The following is a 23,961-nucleotide window of genomic DNA, read 5'->3' as shown; positions in this document are numbered from 1 at the left end:
ACGCATCCCCGGCGGGCCGCACGACACCCACGCTTTCGCGTCTGCGCTCCCCGCCGTCCCCCCACTCCCACTGGAGGCACTTCCTTGCGTACCCCCAACCGAACCCGTACCCGGCTGGCCTGCGCCCTCGGCGCGACCCTGCTCGGCGCGGCCGCGGTGCTGACCTCTCCCGGTGCGGCCTTCGGCGCCAACATCCTCTCGAACGGCGACTTCGAGTCCGGCACCACGGCCGGCTGGTCCTGTTCCGGCGGGCTGGGCTCCGTGGTCGGCTCGCCCGTGCACGGCGGGAGCAAGGCACTCGCCGGCGCCGCCAGTGCGAGCGACAACGCCAAGTGCGTCCAGACCGTCGCCGTACAGCCCAACACGACCTACACGCTCTCGGCCTGGGTCAAGGGCAGCTACGTCTACCTCGGGGTCACCGGCGGCGCCTCCACGTGGACCCCCTCGGCCGCCTCCTACACCAAGCTGAGCGTCTCCTTCACCACCGGCGCCTCCCAGACCAGCGCGGAGGTCTACCTCAACGGCTGGTACGGACAGGGCACGTACAACGCCGACGACATCACCCTGGACGGCCCGGGCGGCACCGTCGACACCCAGGCGCCCACCGTGCCCGGCGGCCTCACCTCCACCGGCAAGACCTCCACCACGGCCTCCCTGAGCTGGACCGCCTCCACCGACAACGTCGGCGTGAACGGCTACGACGTCTTCCAGGGCGGGACCAAGGTCGCGACCTCGGGCACCACCAGCGCCACCGTCGGCGGCCTGACCCCCAGCACCGCCTACGCGTTCACCGTGCGCGCCCGCGACGCCGCGGGGAACACCTCGGCCGCCTCGAACACCGTCAACGTCACCACCGACACCGGGACCACCCCGCCGACCGGCTTCAAGCAGGCCGCGCCGTACCTCTACCTCGGCTGGGGCAACCCGCCGAGCCCGACCACCGTGATGAACGCGACCGGCACCAAGTGGTTCACCATGGCGTTCATCCTCTCCTCCGGCGGCTGCAACCCGTCCTGGGACGGACAGCGCCCGCTGACCGGCGGCGTGGACCAGAGCACCATCGCCTCGATCCGCGCGGCGGGCGGCGACATCGTGCCCTCCATCGGCGGCTGGCAGGGCAACAAGCTCGGCCCCAACTGCTCCAGCGCCGAGGCCCTGGCCGGCGCCTACCAGCAGGTCATCAACGCGTACGGCCTCAAGGCCATCGACGTGGACATAGAGAACACCGACGAGTTCGAGAACGCCGTGGTCCAGGACCGCATCCTCGGCGCACTCAAGATCGTCAAGCAGAACAACCCCGGCCTGAAGACCATCCTGACCTTCGGCACCTCCACCAGCGGCCCGACCAGCTGGGGCAACCGCCTGATCGAGCAGTCCAAGGCGCTGAACGCCGGCATCGACGTCTTCACGATCATGCCCTTCGACTTCGGCAACGCCTCGACGGACATGTACGCCAGCACCGTCAGCGCGACCGAGGGCCTCAAGGCCAAGCTGAAGTCCACCTACGGCTGGGACGACGCGACCGCCTACTCCCACATCGGCATCTCGGGCATGAACGGCATCAGCGACACCCAGGAGACCACCACCGTCCAGAACTGGACCGACATCCGCGACTGGGCCAACTCCCACCACATCGCGCGCCTCGCCTTCTGGTCGGTGAACCGCGACCGCGGCTGCCCCGGCGGCGGCCTGCAGGAGACCTGCTCCGGCATCGCCCAGAGCGACTGGCAGTTCACCTCCATCACGGCCGGCTTCACCGGCTGATCCACCACCTCGCAGGACCGGGGCCGTCGCGGAGTTCCGCGGCGGCCCCGGTCCTTGCGCGGCGTCAGGAACCGGCCGGGGCAGGCCCTTCCGCACGGGCCCGGGCCCGCACGGCCTCCGGGTACCGGCGGGTGAAGCGCAGGGCACCGACGATGGTGAGGACCTGGATGATCCAGCCGGTCCAGATGTTCTCCGGGTCCCGCAGCACGAGGTCGCCGTAGGCCCCTACGACCGCGTTGATCAGGAAGGCCAGTCCCCAGACCCCGGTGATCACGTAGTTGGTCCGCTTGAAGAGCGGCGTGTCCCAGAACTTCCGGTCGACCTGCTCCCGGGCGTACTGGAGGGTGAACGGCACCCCGGCCAGGATGGAACCGAGGGCGATGGCGAAGAGGGTGACGTTCGCGATCTCGCCCGCGTAGGTCTCCAGCCAGCGTCGTGTGCCGTCACTGGCGAAGAGCCCGACGAGCGTGAGGATCGCGAAGAACACGACGTCGGCGAGTTCCAGGATCTTCAGCGAAGAGCCGGGATTCAGCAGCCGGCTGCCGACGACGAGGCAGACGGAGATGGCCAGGGCCAGCCCCACCGCCCATTCGAAGCGTCCGGGCCCCACCACGAGGGCGAAGACGATCCAGGGGGACAGCCCCACGAACGGGCTGTCCAGGAACTGCGCCACCTTGTGCGTGCCGTGGGCACCAGCCGTGTGCGCCATGGGTCGGCCCTTCCCGCAGCCTCGTCGGGTCCCCCTTCCCAACGTACGCCGCGGCCCCCGGACCGCACCCGGCGCGGGCGGCGGTGGCGCTCGGCCGCCGGATGCGCGGCCCTCCTGCCCGTGGCCCTGACCGCGGGCACGGCCGCCGGGGCGACACGCCTAGGGGGTGTCCGCAGCGCCCGAAGCCGCACCTGTCAAGTAACGAGAAGCCGGGTCTACGGCCTCGCGCCGCCTCCGGGCACGGTGGAAAGCGACCGTCCTGCACACCGCAGGAGCGACGCGCCACCGGGACCGAAGGCAGGCCGCCATGACCGACATCGCCACCATCGGGCTCGGTCGCCGCTTCCCCGGCGCCCCCGGGAGGAGCGTCCCGGCCCGGTCCGCGACCGGTTTGCGGTCCACGCCCGGTTTCTGGAGCACGCCCGCGTTCCGGAGCACGCCGCGGACACCGGAAGCGCCCGAGACGACGAAGGCACCGCGCAACCCCGGCTCGTCTTCCTCTCCTCCGGACACCCCGAGCTCCTGGACCAGCACGTCGGCGCGGTACTCGACGTACTCGACGCGGCGGACCGCACGCCGCTGGCGGCCGCGGCCCACGTTCTAGGGGCGCCGCCGGGCACTGCGTTGGTGCTCGCTGCCGCCCCGGATGATGCTTGACAGTGGAGCCCCTGGCCAGCGAAGGCGAGATGAGCGGCGATGGAGCAACTTCCCACCCCTCCCGGTGAGCGGCAGGCCCGGACCACGCACGCCTCCCCGGGGGCGGCGTACACGGCCACGGCCACCGTCAGCGAGCAGGGCATCGTGACCGGGTGGAGCGAGGAGGCCCGCCGACTGCTCGGCTACGCGCCCTCGGAGGTCGTGGGGCGACCCGCCGCGGAACTGCTCGCGGACCGGTCCGGCGGATCCGGCGGTACGGGCACCGCGGCGCGGCCGGTCGCCCCCGGACAGGAGCGGTGGAGCGGCACCGTCCCGCTGCGCCACCGGGACGGCCGCCGACTGGACGCGGGACTGCTCGCGCACCGCAGGGCGGCCGCCGGCGAAACCGCCGAGTGGTTCGTCATGTCCGCCGTGACGGGCGAGCCCGAGTCCTCCTGGGACGGGCCCCTGGGCGAATGGGCCTTCGACCGGTCCCCCTGCGTCCTGGCGGTCTTCGACGAGGACCTGCGGCTGGTGCGGTCGAACGCGGGCATGCACCGCGCGCTCTCCCTCACGGAGGCCGAGATGCACGGGCTGCGCCTGTCGGAGATCGCCCCCGACGCGGTGAGCGAGGAGACCGAGCGGGGGATGCGCCGGGTACTGGAGACCGGCGAGCCGCAGTCCGTGGAGGGCTTCGTCCGGCCGCCCGGAGCGGGCGCGGCGCACGGCTGGGCGACCTCGCTGGCCCCCGTACCGGGTCCGGACGGCCGGGTGCGGGCCGTGTACCTGACCGCGCACGACAAGGCCGCGGGAGACACCGCCCCGCGGCAGGCGCTCCCGCCGACCCTCGCCGGTGCCCGCACCGGAAACGGCAGCGGCCCCAGCACCGGCACCGGCAGCACCAGCACCAGCACCAGCACCAGCCCGGACAGTGCCCACACCGTGCAGGACCTCGCCGCTGCGGCCGTCCCCCGGCTCGCCGACCTGGCGATCGTCGACCTGCTGGAACCCTCCCTCCGCGGTGACAGCCCGGCCCGGAGCCCCGGTACGGGTGCCCTCACGGTGACCCGCAGCGCCGTACGGTCGGTCCTCGGCGGGAGCCGGGAGAGCCGGTTCGCGGTCGGGGAGACGACCGTCTACCCGGCGCTGTCGCCCCCCGCGGAGTGCCTGGCCACAGGGCGGGGCTCCGTGTACGGGACCGCCGACCCGGCCGTCGCCCGGTGGGTCGCGCAGGATCCCGCGGCCGGCTGGATCGGCGAGTACGGGACCCATTCGATGATGCTGGTGCCGCTGCGCGACGGCGGCACCACCCTGGGCCTGGCCGTCTTCAGCCGTCACCAGAACCCGGAGCCCTTCGACCTCGAGGACCTGCGGCTGGCCGAGGAGCTCACGGCCAGGGCGGCCACCGGCCTCCACCGTGCGCGCCGGACCGCCCGGGAGCACACCAGCACCATGACGCTGCAGCGCAGCCTGCTCCCCCACGTGCTGCCCGTGCAGTCGGCGCTGGAGATCGCCTCCCGCTATCTGCCGGCCACGGGCGAGGCCGGTGTGGGCGGCGACTGGTTCGACGTGATCCCGCTGTCCGGGGCCCGGGTGGCCCTGGTCGTGGGCGATGTCGTCGGCCACGGCATGCGCGCCTCCGCCACCATGGGGCGGCTGCGCACCGCGGTGCGCACCCTGGCCGACGTCGACCTGCCGCCGGACGAGCTGCTCACCCACCTCGACGACCTGATCATCCACCTGTCGGCGGACGAGACGGGCGGGGGCGGCGAGGCGGCCGGGGGCATCGGCACCACCTGCCTGTACGTGGTGTACGACCCGGTGACCCGCCGGTGCACCGCCGCCCGGGCCGGTCATCCCCCGCCCGCCGTGGTCTCCCCCGAGGGCTCCGCGTACCTGCTCGACGTCCCGGCGGGTCCGCCGCTGGGCCTGGGGGGCCTGCCCTTCGAGACCGTCGAGGTCGAACTTCCCGAGGGCAGCCTCCTCACGCTGTACACCGACGGCCTCCTGAAGGCCCGCGACCACGACATCGACGAGGCCCTGGACACCATGCTCGCGGCCCTGGTCCGGCCCGCCTCCACCCTGGACACCGTCTGCGACCGGGTGCTGACGGCTCTGCTGACCCACCGTCCCGATGACGACGTGGCCCTGCTCGTCGCCCGGACCCACGCCCTGCACACGGACAAGGTCGCCGTCTGGGACCTGCCCTCCGACCCCTCCCTGGTCGGGCAGGCCCGCCGCAACGCCACCGACCAGCTGACGGTCTGGGGGCTCGACGAGGCCGCCTTCGTCACCGAGCTCGTGGTCAGCGAACTGGTCACCAACGCCATCCGCTACGGCGAGCCGCCCGTACAGCTCCGGCTGATCCACGAGGGCACGACGCTGATCTGCGAGGTCTCGGACGCGAGCGGTACCGCCCCGCACATGCGGCGGGCCCGGATCTTCGACGAGGGCGGGCGCGGCCTGCTGCTGGTCGCACAGCTCACCCAGCGCTGGGGCACCCGGCACACCCTCTTCGGCAAGACCATCTGGGCCGAGCAGTCCCTGGTCGACTTCTGAGGACCTTCTCCCCTGCCCTGTTACGGCCCCGTGACAGACGACGGACACGCTCATGAACTCCGACCGACAGTCTCTTTAACACGGACATACACCCACATTCGTGGATATGTTCTCTGCTTTCAAAGGTGCGAGCAGCCGTGATGACTGAGCCGAAGCGGAGGAAATCCCATGAGCCTCACACTGGTCGCACCGCACACCGAAACCGAAGCCACCGCAGCCGCCCTTGCCCCGCGTGAGCAGGAGGCCCTGCGCCACATCGCCGCCGGGTGCACCTACGTGCAGACGGCCCGCTCGATGGGACTCTCCAAGCACACGGTCGACGCCTACCTGCGGCGCATCCGGGCCAAGCTGAACATCAACACCACGGCGGAGATGACCCGCCTGGCCATCTCTCTGGGACTGTGAACACCGGCCGGGCCCAGTCCGGGGGATCCCTGGGCGGCGCCCCTCTCTCCGGATCCCCGGGCTGCGGAGCGGCCCGCCGGACGGGTGCCGGGGCAGTGGCGGTGGCGGCACGCAGCGCCGCCACGAATTCCAGGCAGGAGTCGTAACGGTCCTCCGGGACCTTCGCCAGAGCCTTCGCCAGTACGGCGCCGGCCGCCGGCGCGATATCGGGCCGCTTCTCCGCCAGGGGAGGCGGCTCGTCGTACTGGTGCGCCCACAGCAGCGCGGGGGCGTCGTCCCGGACGAAGGGCGGCCCGCCGGTGAGGGACTCGTAGACGACACAGCCGAGGCTGTAGACGTCGCACCTCCCGTCGACCGGGCGCCCGGAGATCTGTTCCGGCGCCATGTAGTCGACCGTGCCGACGAACTCGCCCGCCGTGGTGAACCCGGAGAGCGCCAGCGACTTCTTCGTCAGCCCGAAGTCCGTGAGGTAGACGTGCTCCGGGTGCTCGCTGTCGGTGCCCTCGGCGACCAGGATGTTGGCGGGTTTGACGTCCCGGTGCACGAGATCGTGCTCGTGGGCCGCGTCGAGCGCGGAGGCCACCTGCGCGGCGATGCGCAGCGCGGTCGGGACGGGCAGGGGGCCGTCCCGGTCCAGCAGGATCCGCAGGTCCGGCCCGGTGACGTAGCGCATGGCGATGTAGAGGACCCCGTCGGTCTCGCCGGCTTCGAAGACGGGCACGATGTGCGGGTGCTCGATCCTGGCGGCGACCCGGGCTTCGTGGGCGAAGCGGCGCCGGAAGACCTCGTCGCGGACGCGCTCCGGGGCGATCAGCTTGAGCGCGACCGTACGGTCCAGGCGCAGGTCCTTCGCCTGGTAGACGACGGCCATGCCGCCCCGGCCGATGATGCGCTCGATCCGGTAGCCGGCGATCTGCCGCCCGATCAGGCCGGAGGCGCGGCCCGTATAAAGGCCCCGGTTCGCTGCCGTGCCCATCAGGCGCCTCCCGTGGCAAGTCTATCCAGTGATCCACACGCACGCCCGTGGGACGACGGGCCCCGGCGGGTCAGATGCCGCGCCGGCTGCGCCGGGCGACCACGGAGATCCAGAGCATCGCCGTGACGGCTCCGACGGCCAGGGTCAGGGTGCCTGCCCGGCCGCCGCCCATCGCCCAGCCGTTGCCGATCAGGAGGGCCGTACCGGCGACCCGGGAGGCCTGCGCGTACCGGCGGTTCCCGGCGCGGCCGAAGTGGCGGCCCAGGACGTAGCAGGCGGCGATCAGCGAGGTGAAGGTGACCGACCCGGCGGCGAAGTGGGCGTAGCTGTGCCAGGTGAGCGCGGCGGCCTCCGCGGAGGGAGCCCCCGTGGGGAAGCCGTCCACCGGGTCCATGACGAAGGCTCCCGCGGCGATCATGCCGAGGCCGCCGATCCGGACCAGCCGTGGCGCCCAGGTGCCTCCCGGGGTGCCCCGCAGGGCCCGGCGCAGACCGCTCGCCCCGAGGACGAGGAGGGTTCCGGCGAGCAGGAAGTTGGTGATCTGGAGCCAGCCGAGGGCGCCGTTGCTCAGGGCGCTGAGCGGGTGGCGGGTGATGTCGAAGCCCTGGCGGGTCGCGGCCTGGGTCAGGGAGACGACCGCCCACAGCGGGGAGGCCACGACCGCACAGGTGAGGAGGGAGCGGGTGGTGGTGGAGGAGGAGGAGCGGGTGGCGGAGGAATCGGTGGCGGTGGCGGTGGCGGTCGGGGTGGGGGCCTGGGTGCTCATGGCGGGTGCCTCTCGGGTTCGTCGAACGCGGTTCTCGTTCGGCTCGCATTCGGTTCTCGTTCGGTTCTCGCAGATACGTCGAACCGGAAAGATGACAGGGAATGAGCGCGTTCCCTGTCACATCCCCGGTTCGACGTGTAAGCAGGTGCGGGCAGCAGCTCGGCACCGCGAGAAGAGGAGTCCCCATGCGCTACCTGATGACGACGAGGCCCGCCGACAGCACCGACACCGCCCCCGACGAGCGGCTGTACGCCGAGATGGGCAAGTTCATCGAGGAGCTGACCGCGGCCGGCGTGCTGCTGGCCACGGGCGGCCTGGAGCCGGGCGGCATCCTGGTGACCTCCGCCGGTGATGAGGTCACCGTGACGGACGGGCCGTTCGCCGAGGCCAAGGAGGCCGTGGCCGGTTTCGCGCTGATCGAGGTCCGGTCCCGGGAAGAGGCCATCGAGCTGGCCCGCCGCTTCCGCAAGATCGTCGGCGACGGCGAGAGCGTGGTCCAGCAGGTCTTCGGCCCCTGATCCGTGCCGGACATCTCGCGGACGATCGACGCGGTCTGGAAGCTCGAATCGGCCAAGATCATCGCCACGCTGACGCGCATGGTGCACGACGTCGGCCTGGCCGAGGAACTGGCCCAGGACGCGCTCGTCGCCGCGCTCGAACAGTGGCCCGGCGCCGGGGTCCCGGACAACCCCGGCGCCTGGCTGACGACCACCGCCAAACGGCGGGCGGTCGACCACATCCGGCGCTCCCGGATGCTGACGGACAAGCGGGAACAGCTCGCCCACGAGCTGGAGGAAGGCCAGGGGCGGCAGCAGCGGCAGGAGCCCGGACAGGACGACGACGTCCTGCGGCTGATGTTCCTCTCCTGCCACCCCGTGCTGCCGACCGAGGCCCGTGCGGCGCTCACGCTCCGGCTGCTGGGCGGCCTGACGGCCGAGGAGATCGCACGGGCCTTCCTCGTCACGGCGGCCGTCGTCACCCGGCGCATCGCCACGGCCAAGCGCACGCTGGCCGAGCACCGCGTGCCCTTCGACCTGCCGGAGGATTCGGAGCTGCCCGAGCGGCTGTCCTCGGTGCTGGAGGTCATCTACCTGATCTTCAACGAGGGTTACTCGGCCACCTCCGGGGACGATCTGATGCGCCCCGGACTCTGCCTCGAAGCGCTCCGGCTGGGCCGGCTGCTGGCCGAGCTGGCCCCCCGGGAGGCCGAGGTGCACGCCCTGGTCGCACTGATGGAGATCCAGGCCTCCCGTTCCGCGGCGCGCACCGGGCCCTCGGGCGAGCCCGTCCAGCTCCACGAGCAGAACCGGGGGCGCTGGGACCAGCTGCTGGTCCGCCGCGGTTTCACCGCGATGCTGCGCGCGCGGGAGGCCGGCGGGGCCCCCGGCCCGTACATGCTGCAAGCGGCGATCGCCGTGTGCCATGCGCAGGCACGCACCGCCGAGGAGACCGACTGGGCGCAGATCGCGACCCTGTACGGGGCATTGGACCGGCTGCGGCCGACGGCGGTGGTCCGGCTCAACCGGGCGGTGGCGCTCGGGATGGCGTACGGGCCGCAGGCCGGCCTCGACCTGGTCGACTCCCTGGTCGCCGATCCCGTACTCCGCGGCTACCACCTCCTCCCCAGCGTCCGGGGAGACCTGCTGCTGCGCCTGGGCCGCGGCCCGGAGGCACGGCAGGAGTTCCTCCGGGCGGCGGCCCTCGCCAAGAACGCCGCCGAGCGCGCCTTCCTGCAGCGGCGAGCACAGGAGGTGCCCGCCGCCGGCGGCCCGGCCGGCCCGGCACCGGGTCCGACCCTCGGCGGGGCCGCACGGGGGTTCCTGGGCCGGGCCGATCTGGACGCCGCGACGGTCCGCTCGTACGGTCAGACCCTGCGCCGGCTGCGCCTGGACCTCGGCGACGACATGCCGCTGGCCCGGCTGACGGCCGAGGAGGTGGCACGGGTGTGCGCGGCCTCCTGGGGCGGTGCGGCGGCCAAGACCTGGAACCGGCACCGCTCAGCCGTACGCTCCTTCGGCGCCTGGGCCGGCATGGACGGGCTCGCGGCCGGGCTGGAGCGGCGCGCCGAAACCCGCCCCCGGGCGTCCGCCCTGGGACCCGCGCAGCTCGATGCCCTGTGGAGCGACCCCGAAGTGCCACTGCGGGAACGAACGTTGTGGCTGCTCCTGCACGAATCGGCGGCGGGGGTGAAGACCGTCCTGTCCCTGAACGTGGAGGATCTGGACCTGGAGGACCGCCGGGCCCGCGCGGGCCGCACCTGGGTGAGCTGGCGCTCCGGGACGGCCCGCCTGCTGCCCGGCCTGCTGGCCGGCCGCACCCGGGGCCCGGTGTTCCTCTCCGAACGGCGGCCCGGCCCGTCCCGGACCCCCGGCCCGGCCGACCTGTGCCCGGACACGGGCCGGCGCCGCCTGTCCTACGAGCGGGCCGAGCGCCTCTTCAAGGAGGCCACCAGGCCCCTGGACCCGACGCTCGAGGGCTACACCCTGCGCCGCCTCAAACCCGGTCCGCAGGAGACTCCGTAGATCACCTACCGGCGGCTCCGCACCCGCTTCTGCCGGGGCGGGCGCGGCTTGCGGTTCTGGAGGCCGTGGATGACGAGCATCGTTGCCTGAACGGCACCGGCAACCGCTGTTGCCAGGGTGAGCAGTTCGACCATGCTGGGAACCTCTTCGCTTCCTGAGGAGAGAGCCCTGCCGCGCGCGACCAACGGGAGGCAGGGCGATGGATGGCTGTGAGGTCGCCCCTTCGGCGGCCTCACAGTCCACGAGACCAGCGCGGACGGTTTTCTGACGAGCCGTGGGAGCGGACGGGAAGAAAACCTTCTGCCCAGCTCAAGAGAGGTCCGGGTGGAGGAGAAAACCCCGATAAAGGGGGAGGGGGCAGACCCGCGGAGGAACACCTCCGGCGGCGGCCGCGAAGCCTACGGAGAGGAGAAGCTGTTGGAGCTGGGGGTTGCGCGCCCCTGGATCGATCTGAGCGTGGCCCTGCGGGCCCTGATAAAAGACACCGTCCGGCTGCAACGCGCGGTCGTGGAAGCAGTCGGTCCGACCCTGACCAACGACTCCCTGTCAAAAATGCTGAACGGCCGGACCCCCATGCGACGGCACCAGTTCGACAACATCGTCGATGCCTGTCTGCCGGAACTGCCGCAGGACGAACAGCAGAAGCGGCGCCAGGAGCTGAACGACCTGTGGGCCGTGTGGGATGCCGGGCCCTCCGAGGAGGCCCTGCTCCCCCAACTGGCCGTCGAACCCGGGGCGCCCGAGGTCTGGTCGGTGGGCACCCTGCGGCAGGGCGAGGCGCTGCCGAACCGGACCCTCGCCGAGACGTGGCAGTTCTACGGGCTCCGAGAAGCCCTGGAGAACGTCCCGGAGCGAAGGCGGCCGCGGCTCTACGTGGCCACCAGCCTCACCCTGCTGTGTGCCGGATCGCTGTACTCGGTGCGGGGCACGAGCTGGCCGGCCCTCCTGCTCGGCCTCACCTGGCTGGCGATCCTGGCCGTCGAGATACCCCAGCACCTGCAGCGGTTCCCGCTTCGGCACGTCCACGGAACGCCTCGGGAAGCAGTGCGGGTGCCCGGGTCCTGGCGGCGCCCGGGACAGCCGGAGATCGCCTGGTACGTGGGACAGGAAGATCAGCAGGGCGTCACCGCCGTACTGCGTGCGCACCACCCCTCCACCCTGCTCTCCTACCGGCCCACGGCCGGATGGCTCCGGCTGTCCAAGGCCACACCGGGCGTCAAGGTGCACTGGGCCGTGGAGGACATCACCCACGGCACGCTGCTCGCCCAGGGAACGCTCGGCGGGCGCACCCGCCTGGTGAATCTCGACCGGGCCGGGAGGGACTTCTGGAGCCTGCGCTGGGACGCCCCCCAGCTGATCGGCGTCGTGCTCGTCGTCGGGCGCGGCGGCGGAACGGCCAAGGTCTCCTGGCACGCGCCCGCCACCCTGGACTTCACCGGCCGCCTGACGGGCACCTCGCCGGCCTTCGCCTGGTGGCTGATCCTGCTCGACGGGCTGCTGCGCAAACGGGCCGCCCGCGCCTACCGCCGCAACCGCGGACCGCAGGACCGTCCTCAGGTGATCGCCGAGCGGCCGGTCCCGTCATCGAAGGAACGGGGACGCACCGGGACGGCATCACAGGGCGAAGCCCCGCCCCGGCGCCGACGGGTGCTGCGCACCCTCGCGTTCACGGTCGCTTCCCTCTCCGCCGTCGCGGCGACGGCCGCCGGTGCCGCGGTCATCGCCCCCTTGCTCCGCGCCGGACCTCAGACATGGGCCACGGCCGTCTCCGCCGCCCTGGGGATCCTCGTGGCCGCCCTGGCCGTCGTCGCCGGCCTGATGGTCCGCTCGCGCACCCGCCGATGGATACTGCTCGGCCTCCTGGCGCTGGCCCTCGCGGGGACCTTCACGGTGGCCTTCCGGTACGCGGACCAGCTCCCCTGGCTGCGGGACTGGGGCGCCGACGTGGCCCGCCTCTTGCGAACCGAGGACCGGCCGGTGCCCTAATCGTGTTGACCGCCACGGTCCGAAGTGCTGGAGTCGGCCCGTGGACAGCATCCCCGCCAACCGGCGGTTCTGGAACCGGATCAGCAGCGCCTACCAGCAGGAGCACGACCCGCACATCGGCGCCGCACCCCGGCTGTGGGGCATGTACTCCATCCCCGACGCGCACCTGCACGCCCTGGGCGACGTCACCGGCAAGCGCGTCCTCGAACTCGGCTGCGGCGCCGGCCAGTGGTCCAGGGCGCTCGCCGCCGAGGGCGCCGCCGTGGTCGGGATCGACCTGTCCGAAGCCCAGCTCGCCGCAGCGGCCCGCGCGATGGGCCCGGACCGCTACCCGCTCGTGCAAGGCGCCGCCGAACGGCTCCCCTTCGCCGCGGACAGCTTCGACCTGGTGTTCTGCGACTTCGGTGGGCTCAGCTGGGCACCCCCGCACCTGGCCGTCCCGCAGGCCGCACGCGTCCTGCGCCGGGGCGGGCGCCTGGTGTTCAACGTCGCCAGTCCGTGGTTCGAAGCGTGCTACGACGAAGCCGCCGGCCGCGTGACCACGACGCTGCAGAAGGACTACTTCGGGCTGAACACCATCGCCGAAGACGACGGCGCGACCAGCTACCAGCTCACCTACGGCGACTGGGTCAAGGTCCTGCGCGGCGCGGGTCTCGTCATCGACGACCTCATCGAGCCCCGGCCCGAACGCGGAACCCCCAACGGCTACAACGAGACCGACCCACCCGACTGGGCACACCGCTGGCCGGCGGAACTGCTCTGGATCACCCACAAACCGTGAGTTCTCAGGCGGACGGGCCCCGGCCCGCGTCCGCCAGCAGGGTGAGGATCCGGGCGAGTCGGGTGCGTACGGCTTCGTCGGTGATGGTGCCGTCCGCGGCGACCGTCCTGCGGTCCACGGGGATCCGTGCGCACGCCTCGTCCCTGATGTCGGCGCCGGTGTAGCCGAGGACGGTCCGCAGGGTGGCCTCCGCGCCCTCGCCGCGTCCCGGGGCCGCCGCGTTCACCCAGGCGACCGGCTTGTCGCAGATCTCGGTGCCGCCGACCGTCCAGTCCAGCAGGTTCTTGAAGGAGCCCGGCAGGGTGCCGGCGTACTCCGGGGTGCAGATGAGGACCGCGGCCGCCTCGGCGATCGCCGCGCGCAGGCCGGCCACGGGACCCGGCAGGGGTTCGGCGTCGTCGTCGGGGTTGAAGTGCGGGAGGTCCGCCAGCCCCTCGTAGAGGACCGTCCGCACGTGCGCGGGGGCCGCCGCTCGTGCGGTGCGCAGGACGGTCTCGTTGGAGGAGGCGGCCCGCAGGCTCCCCGACAGCAAGAGGATGACGGGCAGCGGCAGCGGCAGCGTGGACATGGGCCCAATGTAGTGATCCGTCACCGGGCCCGGCCGTCGGGGGGCCCGCAGGCCCGTTTCACCCGGCACTTCAAGCGCGTCGTCGGGACCACCCCCGGGCGCTTCGCACGTTCCTCCGCATCCCGCTGACGGCGGCCCGCCGGACCAGTAGGGTGACGATCCATCAGGTCATGTGACCCGGACTCTTGACTCTGTACCCGGCAGTAGCGATTCTCGTCCCAATGCTTGCGCGGGACATGACAAACAGGTGCCAGGGCGGCCGCGCCTCCGGTGGACCGTGTCCTCGACCGCGCCCTCCGCCGACCGAGGACGTGAGTAGTGGCCATGACCCCAGAACCACAGAGGCAACAACCGGAACCGCGCCCCCGCCGACGGCGCAAGCCGTTCGCGATCCTCGCCCTGCTCCTCGGCCTGCTCGCCATGGTGCTCGGTCCCGTCCCGGGAGCCGCCGCCGACAACAACTGGTGGGAACCCACCGCGCGGCCGGCGCCCGACTCCCAGATCAACGTGACCGGTGAGCCCTTCAAGGGCACCGACGCCCAGGGCAACGTCCGCGGCTTCGTCGACGCACACGACCACATCATGTCCAACGAGGGCTTCGGCGGCCGGCTGATCTGCGGAAAGCCGTTCTCCGACGCGGGCATCGCCGACGCGCTCAAGGACTGTCCCGAGCACTACCCCGACGGCAGCCTCGCGATCTTCGACTTCATCACCAAGGGCGGCGACGGCAAGCACGACCCCGACGGCTGGCCCACCTTCAAGGACTGGCCCGCCCACGACTCGCTGACCCACCAGCAGAACTACTACGCCTGGATCGAGCGCGCCTGGCGCGGTGGCCAGCGCGTCCTCGTCAACGACCTCGTCACCAACGGAGTCATCTGCTCGGTCTACTTCTTCAAGGACCGCAGCTGCGACGAGATGACCGCCATCCGCCTGGAGGCGAAGAAGACGTACGACATGCAGGCCTACGTCGACAAGATGTACGGCGGCCCCGGCAAGGGCTGGTTCCGCATCGTCACCGACTCCGCCCAGGCCCGCGACGTGATCAAGCAGGGCAAGCTGGCCGTGGTCCTCGGCGTCGAGACCTCGGAGCCCTTCGGCTGCAAGCAGATCCTGGACGTCGCGCAGTGCGGCAAGGCGGACATCGACAAGGGCCTCGACGAGCTGTACAACCTCGGCGTGCGCAGCATGTTCCTGTGCCACAAGTTCGACAACGCCCTGTGCGGGGTCCGCTTCGACGAGGGCGCGCTGGGAACGGCCATCAACGTCGGGCAGTTCCTGTCGACCGGCACCTTCTGGAAGACGGAAGCGTGCACGGGCCCGCAGCACGACAACCCCATCGGCCTGGCCCCGGCGGCCGCCGCCGAGAAGGAACTGCCGGCGGGCGTGAGCGTGCCCTCGTACGCCTCCGGAGCCCAGTGCAACACCCGCGGCCTCACCGACCTCGGTGACTACGCGGTGCGCGGCATGATGAAACGCAAGATGATGCTCGAACTCGACCACATGAGCGTGAAGGCGGCCGGCCAGGCCTTCGACATCATGGAGACCGAGAACTACCCGGGCGTGATCTCCTCGCACAGCTGGATGGACCTCGGCTGGATGGAGCGGCTCTACAAGCTCGGCGGTTTCGCCACCGCGTACATGGGCGGCTCCGAGGGCTTCAGCGCCGAGGCCAAGCGGACCGACGCGCTGCGCGAGAAGTACAACGTCGGCTACGGCTACGGCACCGACATGAACGGCGTCGGCGGCTGGCCCGGCCCGCGCGGGGCGAACACCCCGAACCCGGTCACGTACCCCTTCCGCAGCACCGACGGCGGGTCGGTCATCGACAAGCAGACCACCGGCCAGCGCACGTGGGACCTCAACACCGACGGCGCCTCGCACTACGGCCTGGTGCCCGACTGGATCGAGGACATCCGCATCGTCGGCGGACAGGGCGTGGTGGACGACCTGTTCAAGGGCGCCGAGTCCTACCTGCGCACCTGGGGCAACTCCGAGCAGCACAAGGCCGGTGTGAACCTCGCCGCGGGCCAGCCCTCCTCCGCGAGCACGTCCGAGTGGTGGAACCCCTTCGTCAGCTTCGCGCCCGGCCTCGCCTTCGACGGCAACCGGGGCAGCCGCTGGGCGAGCGAGTGGAACGACGACCAGTGGCTGCAGGTCGACCTCGGCTCCCAGCAGCTGGTCAAGCGGGTCACCTTGGACTGGGAGGCGGCGTACGGGCGTTCGTACCGCATCGAGGTCTCCACGAACGGAACGGACTGGACGACGGCCTGGTCCACGACCGCAGGTGACGGCGGGGTGGACACGGCGAGGTTCGCCGGGGTCCCGGCCCGGTACGTGCGCGTCCACGGAGCGGGACGCGGCACCCAATGGGGTTACTCCCTGCACGAAGTCGGCGTATACAGCAGCTGACGGCGTCGAGCGGGGTGGTCGCGGCTGGGCTGTTGCTCCCGCGGACACCCCGCTCGGGGCGCACCGGAACGAAGGGGAACGCGTACATGGCACGGATGCCGTTGACCGACCGGCGCAGGCAGCTGACGGAGGCGGCGATCCGTGCGATGACCCGCGACGGGGTGTCCAGGACCACGACCCGGTCCATCGCCGCCGAGGCGGGCGTCTCCCTGAGCGTCTTCCACTACTGCTTCGACTCCAAGCAGGCGCTGCTGGAGTCGGTCATCGAGACCATCACCGCGCACTACGTCACCCTCGTGAAGGCCGCGATCCTGCCGAGGCCGACGCTGCGGGAGACCGTCCGGGCCGGCTTCCAGGCGTACTGGGACCACGTGGCGGCAAGCCCGGGAGCGCACCTGCTCACGTACGAGCTCACCCAGTACGCGCTGCGCCAGCCGGAGTTCGGGCACCTGGCGCGCAAGCAGTACGAGTCCTACTGCACGGCGTACACCGTCCTGCTCGAGGAGCTGCGCCTGATCCACCCGTTCGAGCTCAGCGTGCCGGTGACCGTGCTGGCCCGCTATCTGGCGGCCATGACGGACGGGGTGACCCTGAACTTCCTGGTCCTCGGCGACGACAAGGCCGCCGCCGAGATCCTCGACATGGTCACCGACCACGTGGCCGGACTCGTCGTCGAGCCGCGCTGACCCACCCTCAGGCAGCCACCCGGAAACCGATGTTGGACGTGGAGCTGTCGGGGGTGTTGGAGCTGCGGGCCGCGACCCGGTAGCGGTTGCAGTACGAGTCGTGACAGAGGAAGGAACCGCCGCGCATCGTGCGGGACTCGTGGCCCGGGGCGAAGGGGTCCTCGCACCATTCCCATACGTTGCCCACGGCGTTGTAGAGCCCGTGACCGTTGGGGCGGTACGACTTCACGGGGACGGTGCCGAGGTGGGGGCCGGTGTGGGTGGTGGGGAACTCGCCCTGCCAGATGTTGAGCAGCGTCCGTCCGCCCGGTGCGAGCTCGTCGCCCCAGGGGTAGCGGCGCTGCTCCAGGCCGCCGCGGGCCGCGTACTCCCATTCGGCCTCGCTGGGCAGCCTGGTTCCGGACCAGGAGCAGTACGCCCGGGCGTCGTTCCACGAGACGTGCACGACGGGGTGGTTCTGCCGGGTCGTGACGGACGATCCGGGCCCCTCGGGGTGCTTCCAGCTCGCGCCGGACACCGCCCGCCACCAGGGAACCCCGGCCACGGGCGGTGCGGTGGCGGCGAGTTCCTGCGCCAGCAGCCCGGCGAAGACGAAGGAGAACCCGAACTCCTCCGCCTCCGTGACATGTCCGGTGGCTTTGACGAAGGTGGCGTACTGGGCGTTGGTCACCGTCGTCGGCGCGATCCGGAAGGGATCCACCGCCACCTCCCGGACCGGGCCCTCACCGTCGGCCGGGAACCCGTCCGCGTCCTCCGTGCCCATGAGGAAGCGCCCCCCGGGCAGGTCGATCAGACCGCGTGCGGCCCGGGGCGCGGCGAGCACGGGCGCGGCGAGCAGGGTGACGGCGCCGGCCGGGGCGTCGTGCCCCGGGGTGCAGCAGGAGGAGGACATGAAGGGCTCCGGTGAACGTGCGGGATGGATGCGGTCCGGCCGGGCGCCGGGTGGTGCGCCCGGCCGGAGGGCCGGGAGCTAGCCGACCCGGTCGGCGGCGAGCTGGGCGGCCAGGGCGGGGATGCCCAGGTTCCGTTCCTGCGCCGGGGTGGCCTGGTACAGCTTGTTGACCAGCTGGTGCGGGTCGGCGGCGAGGTCGTAGTACTCCCGGAAGGTGACCTCTCCGGTGCCGGACACGGTGCCGTGGGCGTCGGTGTGCAGCTTGTAGTACTCCACGTACTGCTCGTCCTTGGCCACGTAGGAGGACCAGGTGCGGTGGTCGGGGGCGGTGCCCTGCTTCCACCATTCGACGAGCAGGTGGTCGCGGCTGTACGAGCTCAGCAGCGACCGGCCGTCCTGCGGGGTGTTCGGGGTGACCCCGGCGGCGTCGAGGATGGTGGGCGCGATGTCGATGTTGGCGACGATGCGGTCGTCCACCGTGCCGGCGCCGAAGCCGCCGGCGGGCCAGGAGAGGTAGAACGGCACCTCGTGGGCGGGGCTGTAGGGCACCGACTTCGCGGTCCAGCCGTGGTCGGCCCAGCCGAAGCCGTTGTCCCCGATGTAGATCACGAGGGTGTTGTCGAGCTGGCCGGTGGCCGCCAGCTTGTCCTTGAAGGCCTGGACGGCGTCGTCGACCGAGAGGAGCACCCGCAGCTGCTCCGCGCGGATGCGCTTGCCGTCCTCCAGGGTGCCGGTGGCGTCCTGGATGTAGGGCGGCTTGTCGCTGCGGTCGGCCTCGGTGACGGAGGGACGGCCGTTCCACTCGGGCACGGGGGTGCCCGCGTACTTGGCCTCGGGCGTACGGGGTCCGTGCGAGGCGTACGGGGTGACGTAGGCGAACCAGGGGCGGGTGTCGGTGGCCGCCTTGTCCAGGAAGCTCAGCGTGCGGTTCTTGATGATGTTCGTGGTGTAGCCGTTGATCGTCTGGACCGCCCCGTTGACGTTCCACTTCGCGTCGACGTATCCGGGCTGGAGCAGCGCGAAATCCTCGAAATGCGGGGGCGCGTCGGCAATGTTCCAGGAATTGAGGTATTTACCGAAGAGGCCCGTGCGATATCCGGCCTGCTTCAGATAGCGCTGGACGGTGGTGTTCTGGTCCAGGGCTGCGGAAGCCGCGTTGTTGCGGACCCCGTGGTTGTGGGCGTGGCGGCCGGAGAAGATCGAGGAGCGGGAGGGCGCGCACAGCGGGGTGGTGACATGGCCGTGGCTGAACTTCACACCCTGGCCGGCGAGCCAGCCGATGGTCTTCTGAAGGGCCCAGTCGGTCTGCTTGGGCTGGTCGTCGGTGACGATCAGGAGGATGTTCGGGCGGGTCGCGGCCGCCGCCCCGGGGGCCGCCGCCGCCTGGCCGATCGCGGGCACGGTGGCGGCGGCCGCCGCCGCTGCCGTGCCGGCGAGGAACCCTCTCCGACTGACCTGCGTACGGGCTCTCTTGCTCATGGGGCATTTCCTCCTGCTCTCCGAAGGGGCACCTCTGGCACGAAAATGGTGTGGCGGCCACTGCCATGTGGAGAGCGTAAAGCGAGGGGAATACGCATTCCATGTACGGAGTATGAAATGACGTCAGGCTCCGTGAACGGCGTCAGTCCATGGCCGGGTGGGCTTCCGGATGCTCGTCCCACCAGGCCCGGTGGAAGGGATTGTTGTCCACATTGGCCAGATACGCGTAGGCGGCCGACCGGTAGAAGAGTTCCGCTTGGCGGGCCGAGACCGTCGAGCGGTTCCAGGCCAGCCGGATGCGCCCGGTGATGGGGGCCCCGATCAGCGGGCGCATCACCGTGCCCGCCACGGCGGGTGCGGTGGGCTGGCTGAGGGAGACGGCCCGGCCCGCGGAGATCAGGTCGTACTGCATCATGCGGTCGGTGATCCGGTAGCGCAGCGCGGGGACGAAGCCGGCTTTGGCGCAGGCCTCGACCAGCGCCTCGGGCCCGCCGTCGTCGTCCTCGACCAGGGTCATCCACTGCTCGTCGGCGAGGTCCGCGAGATCGAGGGCCTCCAGCCGGGCCAGCGGGTGCCGGGCCGACATGCGGATGCAGAAGGGTTCCTTGGGGACCAGGGTGCGGGCCGTCACTCCCGCGGGCAGCGGCACCTCGTGGTCGTTCACCTCTCCGTACACGATGACGTCGTAGCGGCCCGCGCCGAGCATCCGTACCAGGGCGGTCACCGAGTCCTCCAGGTCCACGGTGATCTCCCGGCCCGCCAGGGCCAGGTCCTGCCGGGCGATCAGGCCGTCGATCAGCACCAGCAGGATGCAGCCCAGGCGCAGCGGGGCATCGGTCGTCCGGGCCCGCGTCTCCGCGCCGAGGGCGTCCATCTCGCTGAGCACGCGGCGCGCCTTGGCCAGGACGAACTGACCGAGCGGGGTCGGCTCGACCCCGAGGCGGCCCCGGACGAAGAGTTCGCCGCCGGTGACCCGCTCGATCCGGCGCAGCTGGGCGGAGAGCGCCGGCTGGGAGACCCCGAGGACCCGCGCCGCGCCCCCCAGGCTTCCGGTCTCCGCTATCTGGCAGACGGCTTGCAGATGTCTCAACTCCAGCTGCATCCCGGCAGCTTACGCAGCGTCATCCACCGGCACCATAACGCCGGTCTTATGTCGGCAGAGATGTCCCGATCTCGTCATGGACACGCCCATACTCGGCCGCGAACAGCCAGACCGCCTTTCGCAGCCCTCCCCTCCCCGTCCCACCCCCCACACGATCGGAGTGGACTCTTGCAGCCCACCAGATGGATGGCCGCCCTCGCGGCCATGGTGCTGACCACGGGCCTCGCCGGCACGCTGGCCACCACCGCCACCGCCTCGCAGAACGCGGATCCCCTGCCGCCCACCGCCGCCGAACGGGCCGTCGCCGCGGCCGACGCGGCCGTGCGCAGCGGGCTCGACAGCCTGGTCAACTCCCCGCAGCAGCAGTACGACCGGCGCCTGGTCACCCCCTGGGTGAAGGACCTCTACTCCGTCGCGTACGAGCGCAGCTACCGCGGCCTGCCGGTCGTCGGCGGCGACGCGGTCGTCCTGGCCGACGGCCAGGGCCGGGTGCGCGCCCTCCAGTCGGCCTCGGCGACCGTGATCGACGTGGCCACCACCGCGTCGGTCTCGGCGCAGGCCGCCGAGACGGTCTCGCGCACCGAGCAGGTCGCGACCGACAAGGTGGAGAGCCGCCGGCTCGTCGTCAAGCTCAAGGACGACAAGGCGGTGCTGGCCTGGGAGACCGTTCTCGTCGGGCGGACCGCCAAGGCGCCCAGCAGGCTCCACGTGTTCGTGGACGCCCGCACCGGCAAGGTGCTCGACCGCTTCGACGAGGTGGTCGCGGGCAGCGGCAACAGCAAGTGGAACGGCCCGAACCCGCTGACCATCGACACCACGGCCTCGGGCAGCACGTACTCCCTGCGCGACCCGAACCGGACCGGACTGAGCTGCGCCGACTACAGCTCGGGCACGGTCTTCTCGAAGTCATCCGACTCCTGGGGCACGGGCAACCCGACCTCCAAGGAGACCGGGTGTACGGACCTGATGTTCGCGGCGCAGAAGCAGTGGGACATGCTGAGCCAGTGGCTCGGCCGCAACGGCGTCAGCGGCAACGGCCGCAGCTTCCCGGCCAAGGTCGGCCTGAACGACGTGAACGCGTACTGGGACGGCAGCTCGGTCAGCATCGGCCACAACAACGCCAACGAGTGGATCGCCAGCATCGACGTGGTGGCCCACGAGTACGGGCACGCCATCGACTCCAACACCCCGGGCGGCACCAGCGGCCAGGAGTCCGGGCTCGGCGAGGCCACCGGCGACATCTTCGGCGCACTGACCGAGGCCTTCGCCAACGAGCCCTCCCCGTACGACACTCCGGACTACCTCGTCGGCGAGACGATCAACCTCGTGGGCAGCGGGCCGATCCGCAACATGTACAACCCGGCGGCCGTCAACAACGACCCGGCCTGCTACAGCTCCGCGATACCGGGCACCGAGGTGCACGCGGCGGCCGGCCCGCTGAACCACTGGTTCTACCTGCTCGCCGAGGGCACCAGCCCGGGCGGCGGCAAGCCGAACAGCAGCACCTGCAACCAGTCCACGCTGACCGGGGTGGGCATACAGAACGCCGGCAAGATCTTCTACGGCGGCATGCTGCTGAAGACGTCCAGCATGTCCTACAAGAAGTACCGGACGGCGACGCTGAGTTCCGCCAAGTCGCTGGACACCACCTGCAACCTGTTCAACAAGACCAAGGCCGCCTGGGACGCCATCAGCGTGCCCGCGCAGTCCGGTGACCCGACCTGCACCCCGAGCGGCCAGGAGAGCGACTTCTCGCTGGCGCTGAACCCGGCCTCGGGCACCGTCCAGCAGGGCGCCTCGGTCACCACCACGGTCGCCACCGCCATCTCCACGGGCACCGCCCAGCAAGTGACCCTCACCGCGTCGGGCCTCCCGGCCGGCGTCACGGCCTCCTTCAGCCCGGCCACCGTGCAGTCCGGCCAGTCCTCGACGCTGACGCTCACCGCCTCCTCCAGCGCGGCTCCGGGATCCTCGACCGTCGTGGTCAAGGGCCAGGGCACCAGCCTCGCGCACACGGTCGACTACGCGCTCACCGTCGGCGGCACCACACCCAACCCCGGCGCGCCGAACATCGACGTGGCCGCGGTCCAGGCGCACCTGACGCAGCTCAACACGATCGCCTCCCAGAACGGCGGCAACCGCCGTGCGGGCAGCGCCGGTTACACCCAGTCGGTGGCGTACATCAAGGGCAAGCTGCAGGCCGCCGGCTACACGGTGACCGAGCAGAACTGCACCTCGTGCACCTACCCGTCGAACAACCTGATCGCCGACTGGCCCGGCGGCCCCGCCGACCAGACGGTCATGTTCGGCGCGCACCTCGACAGTGTCTCGGCGGGTCCGGGCATCAACGACAACGGCTCGGGCTCCGCGACCCTGCTGGAGAACGCGCTCGTCCTCGCCCAGAAGAACCCCACGATGACGAAGCACGTCCGCTTCGCCTGGTGGACCGACGAGGAGCAGAGCCTCAACGGCTCGAAGTTCTACGTCAACCAGCTCACCAGCACCCAGAAGTCGGCCATCAAGGCCTACTACAACTTCGACATGGTCGGCTCGACCAACGGCGGCTACTTCATCAACAACGTCAACTCCACGGCGGCCGCCCCGCTCAAGGCCTACTGGACCTCCCTGAACCTCGCTCCCGAGGAGAACACCGAGGGCCAGGGCCGCAGTGACGACTACTCCTTCCAGCAGGGCGGCATCCCCACCTCCGGCTACGCCGCCGGTGCCAGCGCCCGCAAGACCGCGGCGCAGGTCACGAAGTGGGGCGGCACCGCGAACGCGGCGTACGACCCCTGCTACCACGCCTCCTGCGACACCACGAACAACATCAGCGCCACGGTCCTGGACCGCAGCGCCGACGGCGTGGCCTACACGGTCTGGAACCAGGCCGTCGGCGGCACCACCCCCGGTCCGGACTTCTCCATCAGCGCCTCCCCGGCCACCGGCAGCGCCGCCCAGGGCGGCAGCACCAGCTCCACGATCAACACCGCGACCGTCAGCGGAGCCGCCCAGACCGTCGCCCTGTCGGTGACCGGTGCCCCCGCCGGCACCACCGCCTCGCTGAGCCCCGCCTCGGTCCAGTCGGGCAGCTCCTCGACGCTCTCCGTCCAGGTCGGCGCGAGCACCGCGCCCGGCACCTACACCCTGACCGTCACCGGCTCGGGCTCGGTCAGCCACACCACCACCTACACCCTGACCGTCACCGGCACCGGCCCCTCCTGCACCCCGCGCCAGCTCGTCGTGAACGGCGGGTTCGAGAGCGGCACCACCCCGTGGACGACCACCTCGAACGTCATCACCAACCAGGCCGGCCAGACCCCGCACGGCGGCACCTACAAGGCCTGGCTCAACGGCTACGGCACGACCCGCACGGACAACGCCTCGCAGTCCGTGACCATCCCGACCGGCTGCTCCTCGTACCAGCTCGGTTTCTACCTGCACATCGACACGGACGAGACCGAGAACACCGTCTACGACACCTTCACGGTCTCGGTGGGCGGCCAGACGCTGGCGAGCCTGTCCAACGTGAACGCGGCCTCGGGCTACCAGCTCAAGACGTACGACGTCTCCCGGTTCGCCGGCCAGACGGTCACCCTGAAGTTCCAGGGCCTGGAGGACGCGTCCCTGCAGACCTCCTTCGTCGTGGACGACGTCACCCTCCAGGTGAGCTGACGCCCCCGGCACCCTGAGCCCCACCTGAGCACCCACCGGGCGGCAC

18 protein-coding genes are annotated in these 23,961 nt (G+C 71.4%); 10 read left to right on the top strand and 8 right to left on the bottom strand.

What is annotated here, in order from left to right; genetic code table 11:
* Positions 1 to 84: 84 nt before the first annotated feature.
* Positions 85 to 1,764, top strand: coding sequence for a carbohydrate binding domain-containing protein (locus ACE1OC_RS34510; RefSeq protein ID WP_407840267.1), 1,680 nt, complete (start codon positions 85 to 87; stop codon positions 1,762 to 1,764).
* Between the two features lie 64 nt (positions 1,765 to 1,828).
* Here ACE1OC_RS34510 and ACE1OC_RS34505 read toward each other — a convergent pair whose 3' ends face one another.
* The gene (locus tag ACE1OC_RS34505; protein ID WP_407840266.1) at positions 1,829 to 2,473 is read right to left on the bottom strand and encodes a hypothetical protein; all 645 of its coding nucleotides are present in this window, start codon (positions 2,471 to 2,473) and stop codon (positions 1,829 to 1,831) included.
* Between the two features lie 696 nt (positions 2,474 to 3,169).
* Here ACE1OC_RS34505 and ACE1OC_RS34500 point away from each other — a divergent pair.
* Both ACE1OC_RS34500 and ACE1OC_RS34495 read left to right on the top strand, forming a co-directional pair.
* Positions 3,170 to 5,668 carry a SpoIIE family protein phosphatase gene (locus tag ACE1OC_RS34500; RefSeq protein ID WP_407840265.1) on the top strand — a complete coding sequence of 833 codons (2,499 nt, stop codon included), beginning with the start codon at positions 3,170 to 3,172 and terminating at the stop codon, positions 5,666 to 5,668.
* Between the two features lie 168 nt (positions 5,669 to 5,836).
* Positions 5,837 to 6,073 (top strand): response regulator transcription factor, encoded by a 237-nt coding sequence (locus ACE1OC_RS34495; protein ID WP_274547613.1) that lies wholly within the window; start codon positions 5,837 to 5,839, stop codon positions 6,071 to 6,073.
* Here the strand turns inward: ACE1OC_RS34495 and ACE1OC_RS34490 are convergent.
* Positions 6,024 to 7,049: a serine/threonine-protein kinase gene (locus tag ACE1OC_RS34490; RefSeq protein ID WP_407840264.1), complete on the bottom strand. Its 1,026-nt coding sequence runs from the start codon at positions 7,047 to 7,049 to the stop codon at positions 6,024 to 6,026. The genes ACE1OC_RS34495 and ACE1OC_RS34490 overlap by 50 nt on opposite strands.
* A gap of 70 nt (positions 7,050 to 7,119) precedes the next feature.
* The gene (locus tag ACE1OC_RS34485; RefSeq protein ID WP_407840263.1) at positions 7,120 to 7,815 is read right to left on the bottom strand and encodes a DUF998 domain-containing protein; all 696 of its coding nucleotides are present in this window, start codon (positions 7,813 to 7,815) and stop codon (positions 7,120 to 7,122) included.
* Between the two features lie 185 nt (positions 7,816 to 8,000).
* On the opposite strand from ACE1OC_RS34485, the gene ACE1OC_RS34480 reads away from it, so the two are divergent.
* Positions 8,001 to 8,333, top strand: coding sequence for a YciI family protein (locus ACE1OC_RS34480; protein WP_407840262.1), 333 nt, complete (start codon positions 8,001 to 8,003; stop codon positions 8,331 to 8,333).
* 3 nt (positions 8,334 to 8,336) lie between these two features.
* Complete coding sequence (locus ACE1OC_RS34475) at positions 8,337 to 10,337, top strand: sigma-70 family RNA polymerase sigma factor (RefSeq protein WP_407840261.1); 2,001 nt, start codon at positions 8,337 to 8,339, stop codon at positions 10,335 to 10,337.
* Positions 10,338 to 10,342: 5 nt separating this feature from the next.
* Here the strand turns inward: ACE1OC_RS34475 and ACE1OC_RS34470 are convergent, their stop codons facing one another.
* On the bottom strand, positions 10,343 to 10,471 hold the full coding sequence (locus ACE1OC_RS34470) for a hypothetical protein (protein ID WP_407840260.1): 129 nt from the start codon (positions 10,469 to 10,471) through the stop codon (positions 10,343 to 10,345).
* 283 nt (positions 10,472 to 10,754) lie between these two features.
* Between ACE1OC_RS34470 and ACE1OC_RS34465 the strand changes: the two genes are divergently transcribed.
* Together ACE1OC_RS34465 and ACE1OC_RS34460 are read left to right on the top strand one after the other, a co-directional pair.
* On the top strand, positions 10,755 to 12,323 hold the full coding sequence (locus ACE1OC_RS34465; protein WP_407840259.1) for a hypothetical protein: 1,569 nt from the start codon (positions 10,755 to 10,757) through the stop codon (positions 12,321 to 12,323).
* Positions 12,324 to 12,363: 40 nt separating this feature from the next.
* Positions 12,364 to 13,104, top strand: coding sequence for a class I SAM-dependent methyltransferase (locus tag ACE1OC_RS34460; protein ID WP_407840258.1), 741 nt, complete (start codon positions 12,364 to 12,366; stop codon positions 13,102 to 13,104).
* A 4-nt stretch (positions 13,105 to 13,108) separates the two neighbouring features.
* Here ACE1OC_RS34460 and ACE1OC_RS34455 read toward each other — a convergent pair whose 3' ends face one another.
* Positions 13,109 to 13,672, bottom strand: a complete 564-nt coding sequence (locus ACE1OC_RS34455; RefSeq protein WP_407840257.1) for an NADPH-dependent FMN reductase — start codon at positions 13,670 to 13,672, stop codon at positions 13,109 to 13,111.
* A gap of 420 nt (positions 13,673 to 14,092) precedes the next feature.
* Here ACE1OC_RS34455 and ACE1OC_RS34450 point away from each other — a divergent pair, with 420 nt between their 5' ends.
* Positions 14,093 to 16,084 (top strand): discoidin domain-containing protein, encoded by a 1,992-nt coding sequence (locus ACE1OC_RS34450; RefSeq protein WP_407841774.1) that lies wholly within the window; start codon positions 14,093 to 14,095, stop codon positions 16,082 to 16,084.
* An 86-nt stretch (positions 16,085 to 16,170) separates the two neighbouring features.
* Complete coding sequence (locus ACE1OC_RS34445) at positions 16,171 to 16,770, top strand: TetR/AcrR family transcriptional regulator (protein ID WP_407840256.1); 600 nt, start codon at positions 16,171 to 16,173, stop codon at positions 16,768 to 16,770.
* Positions 16,771 to 16,777: 7 nt separating this feature from the next.
* Here the strand turns inward: ACE1OC_RS34445 and ACE1OC_RS34440 are convergent, their stop codons facing one another.
* From ACE1OC_RS34440 to ACE1OC_RS34430, 3 genes are all read right to left on the bottom strand, one after another.
* Entirely contained in the window at positions 16,778 to 17,662 is an 885-nt protein-coding gene (locus tag ACE1OC_RS34440) for a formylglycine-generating enzyme family protein (RefSeq protein ID WP_407840255.1), read from the bottom strand.
* A 78-nt stretch (positions 17,663 to 17,740) separates the two neighbouring features.
* Positions 17,741 to 19,141, bottom strand: a complete 1,401-nt coding sequence (locus ACE1OC_RS34435; RefSeq protein ID WP_407840254.1) for a sulfatase — start codon at positions 19,139 to 19,141, stop codon at positions 17,741 to 17,743.
* Between the two features lie 142 nt (positions 19,142 to 19,283).
* On the bottom strand, positions 19,284 to 20,243 hold the full coding sequence (locus tag ACE1OC_RS34430) for a LysR family transcriptional regulator (protein WP_407840253.1): 960 nt from the start codon (positions 20,241 to 20,243) through the stop codon (positions 19,284 to 19,286).
* A gap of 186 nt (positions 20,244 to 20,429) precedes the next feature.
* On the opposite strand from ACE1OC_RS34430, the gene ACE1OC_RS34425 reads away from it, so the two are divergent.
* Positions 20,430 to 23,915 carry a M28 family peptidase gene (locus ACE1OC_RS34425; protein WP_407841773.1) on the top strand — a complete coding sequence of 1,162 codons (3,486 nt, stop codon included), beginning with the start codon at positions 20,430 to 20,432 and terminating at the stop codon, positions 23,913 to 23,915.
* The last annotated feature ends 46 nt before the right edge of the window (positions 23,916 to 23,961 follow it).

Source organism: Streptomyces stoeckheimensis, assembly GCF_045822005.1.
In the GTDB taxonomy this organism is placed as follows: domain Bacteria; phylum Actinomycetota; class Actinomycetes; order Streptomycetales; family Streptomycetaceae; genus Streptomyces; species Streptomyces stoeckheimensis.
The sequence above is the reverse complement of the archived record's forward strand: the minus strand, read 5'-3'. Positions and strand labels throughout refer to the sequence as shown.

What these genes read in the sequence shown, in the direction of transcription:
- ACE1OC_RS34490 (WP_407840264.1), bottom strand. Translation starts at nt 7,049, where the DNA reads ATGGGCACGGCAGCGAACCGGGGCCTTTATACGGGCCGCGCCTCCGGC.
- ACE1OC_RS34430 (WP_407840253.1), bottom strand. Translation starts at nt 20,243, where the DNA reads ATGCAGCTGGAGTTGAGACATCTGCAAGCCGTCTGCCAGATAGCGGAG.
- ACE1OC_RS34500 (WP_407840265.1), top strand. Translation starts at nt 3,170, where the DNA reads ATGGAGCAACTTCCCACCCCTCCCGGTGAGCGGCAGGCCCGGACCACG.
- ACE1OC_RS34435 (WP_407840254.1), bottom strand. Translation starts at nt 19,141, where the DNA reads ATGAGCAAGAGAGCCCGTACGCAGGTCAGTCGGAGAGGGTTCCTCGCC.
- ACE1OC_RS34425 (WP_407841773.1), top strand. Translation starts at nt 20,430, where the DNA reads ATGGCCGCCCTCGCGGCCATGGTGCTGACCACGGGCCTCGCCGGCACG.
- ACE1OC_RS34485 (WP_407840263.1), bottom strand. Translation starts at nt 7,815, where the DNA reads ATGAGCACCCAGGCCCCCACCCCGACCGCCACCGCCACCGCCACCGAT.
- ACE1OC_RS34480 (WP_407840262.1), top strand. Translation starts at nt 8,001, where the DNA reads ATGCGCTACCTGATGACGACGAGGCCCGCCGACAGCACCGACACCGCC.
- ACE1OC_RS34470 (WP_407840260.1), bottom strand. Translation starts at nt 10,471, where the DNA reads ATGGTCGAACTGCTCACCCTGGCAACAGCGGTTGCCGGTGCCGTTCAG.
- ACE1OC_RS34440 (WP_407840255.1), bottom strand. Translation starts at nt 17,662, where the DNA reads ATGTCCTCCTCCTGCTGCACCCCGGGGCACGACGCCCCGGCCGGCGCC.
- ACE1OC_RS34505 (WP_407840266.1), bottom strand. Translation starts at nt 2,473, where the DNA reads ATGGCGCACACGGCTGGTGCCCACGGCACGCACAAGGTGGCGCAGTTC.
- ACE1OC_RS34450 (WP_407841774.1), top strand. Translation starts at nt 14,093, where the DNA reads ATGGTGCTCGGTCCCGTCCCGGGAGCCGCCGCCGACAACAACTGGTGG.
- ACE1OC_RS34495 (WP_274547613.1), top strand. Translation starts at nt 5,837, where the DNA reads ATGAGCCTCACACTGGTCGCACCGCACACCGAAACCGAAGCCACCGCA.
- ACE1OC_RS34445 (WP_407840256.1), top strand. Translation starts at nt 16,171, where the DNA reads ATGGCACGGATGCCGTTGACCGACCGGCGCAGGCAGCTGACGGAGGCG.
- ACE1OC_RS34455 (WP_407840257.1), bottom strand. Translation starts at nt 13,672, where the DNA reads ATGTCCACGCTGCCGCTGCCGCTGCCCGTCATCCTCTTGCTGTCGGGG.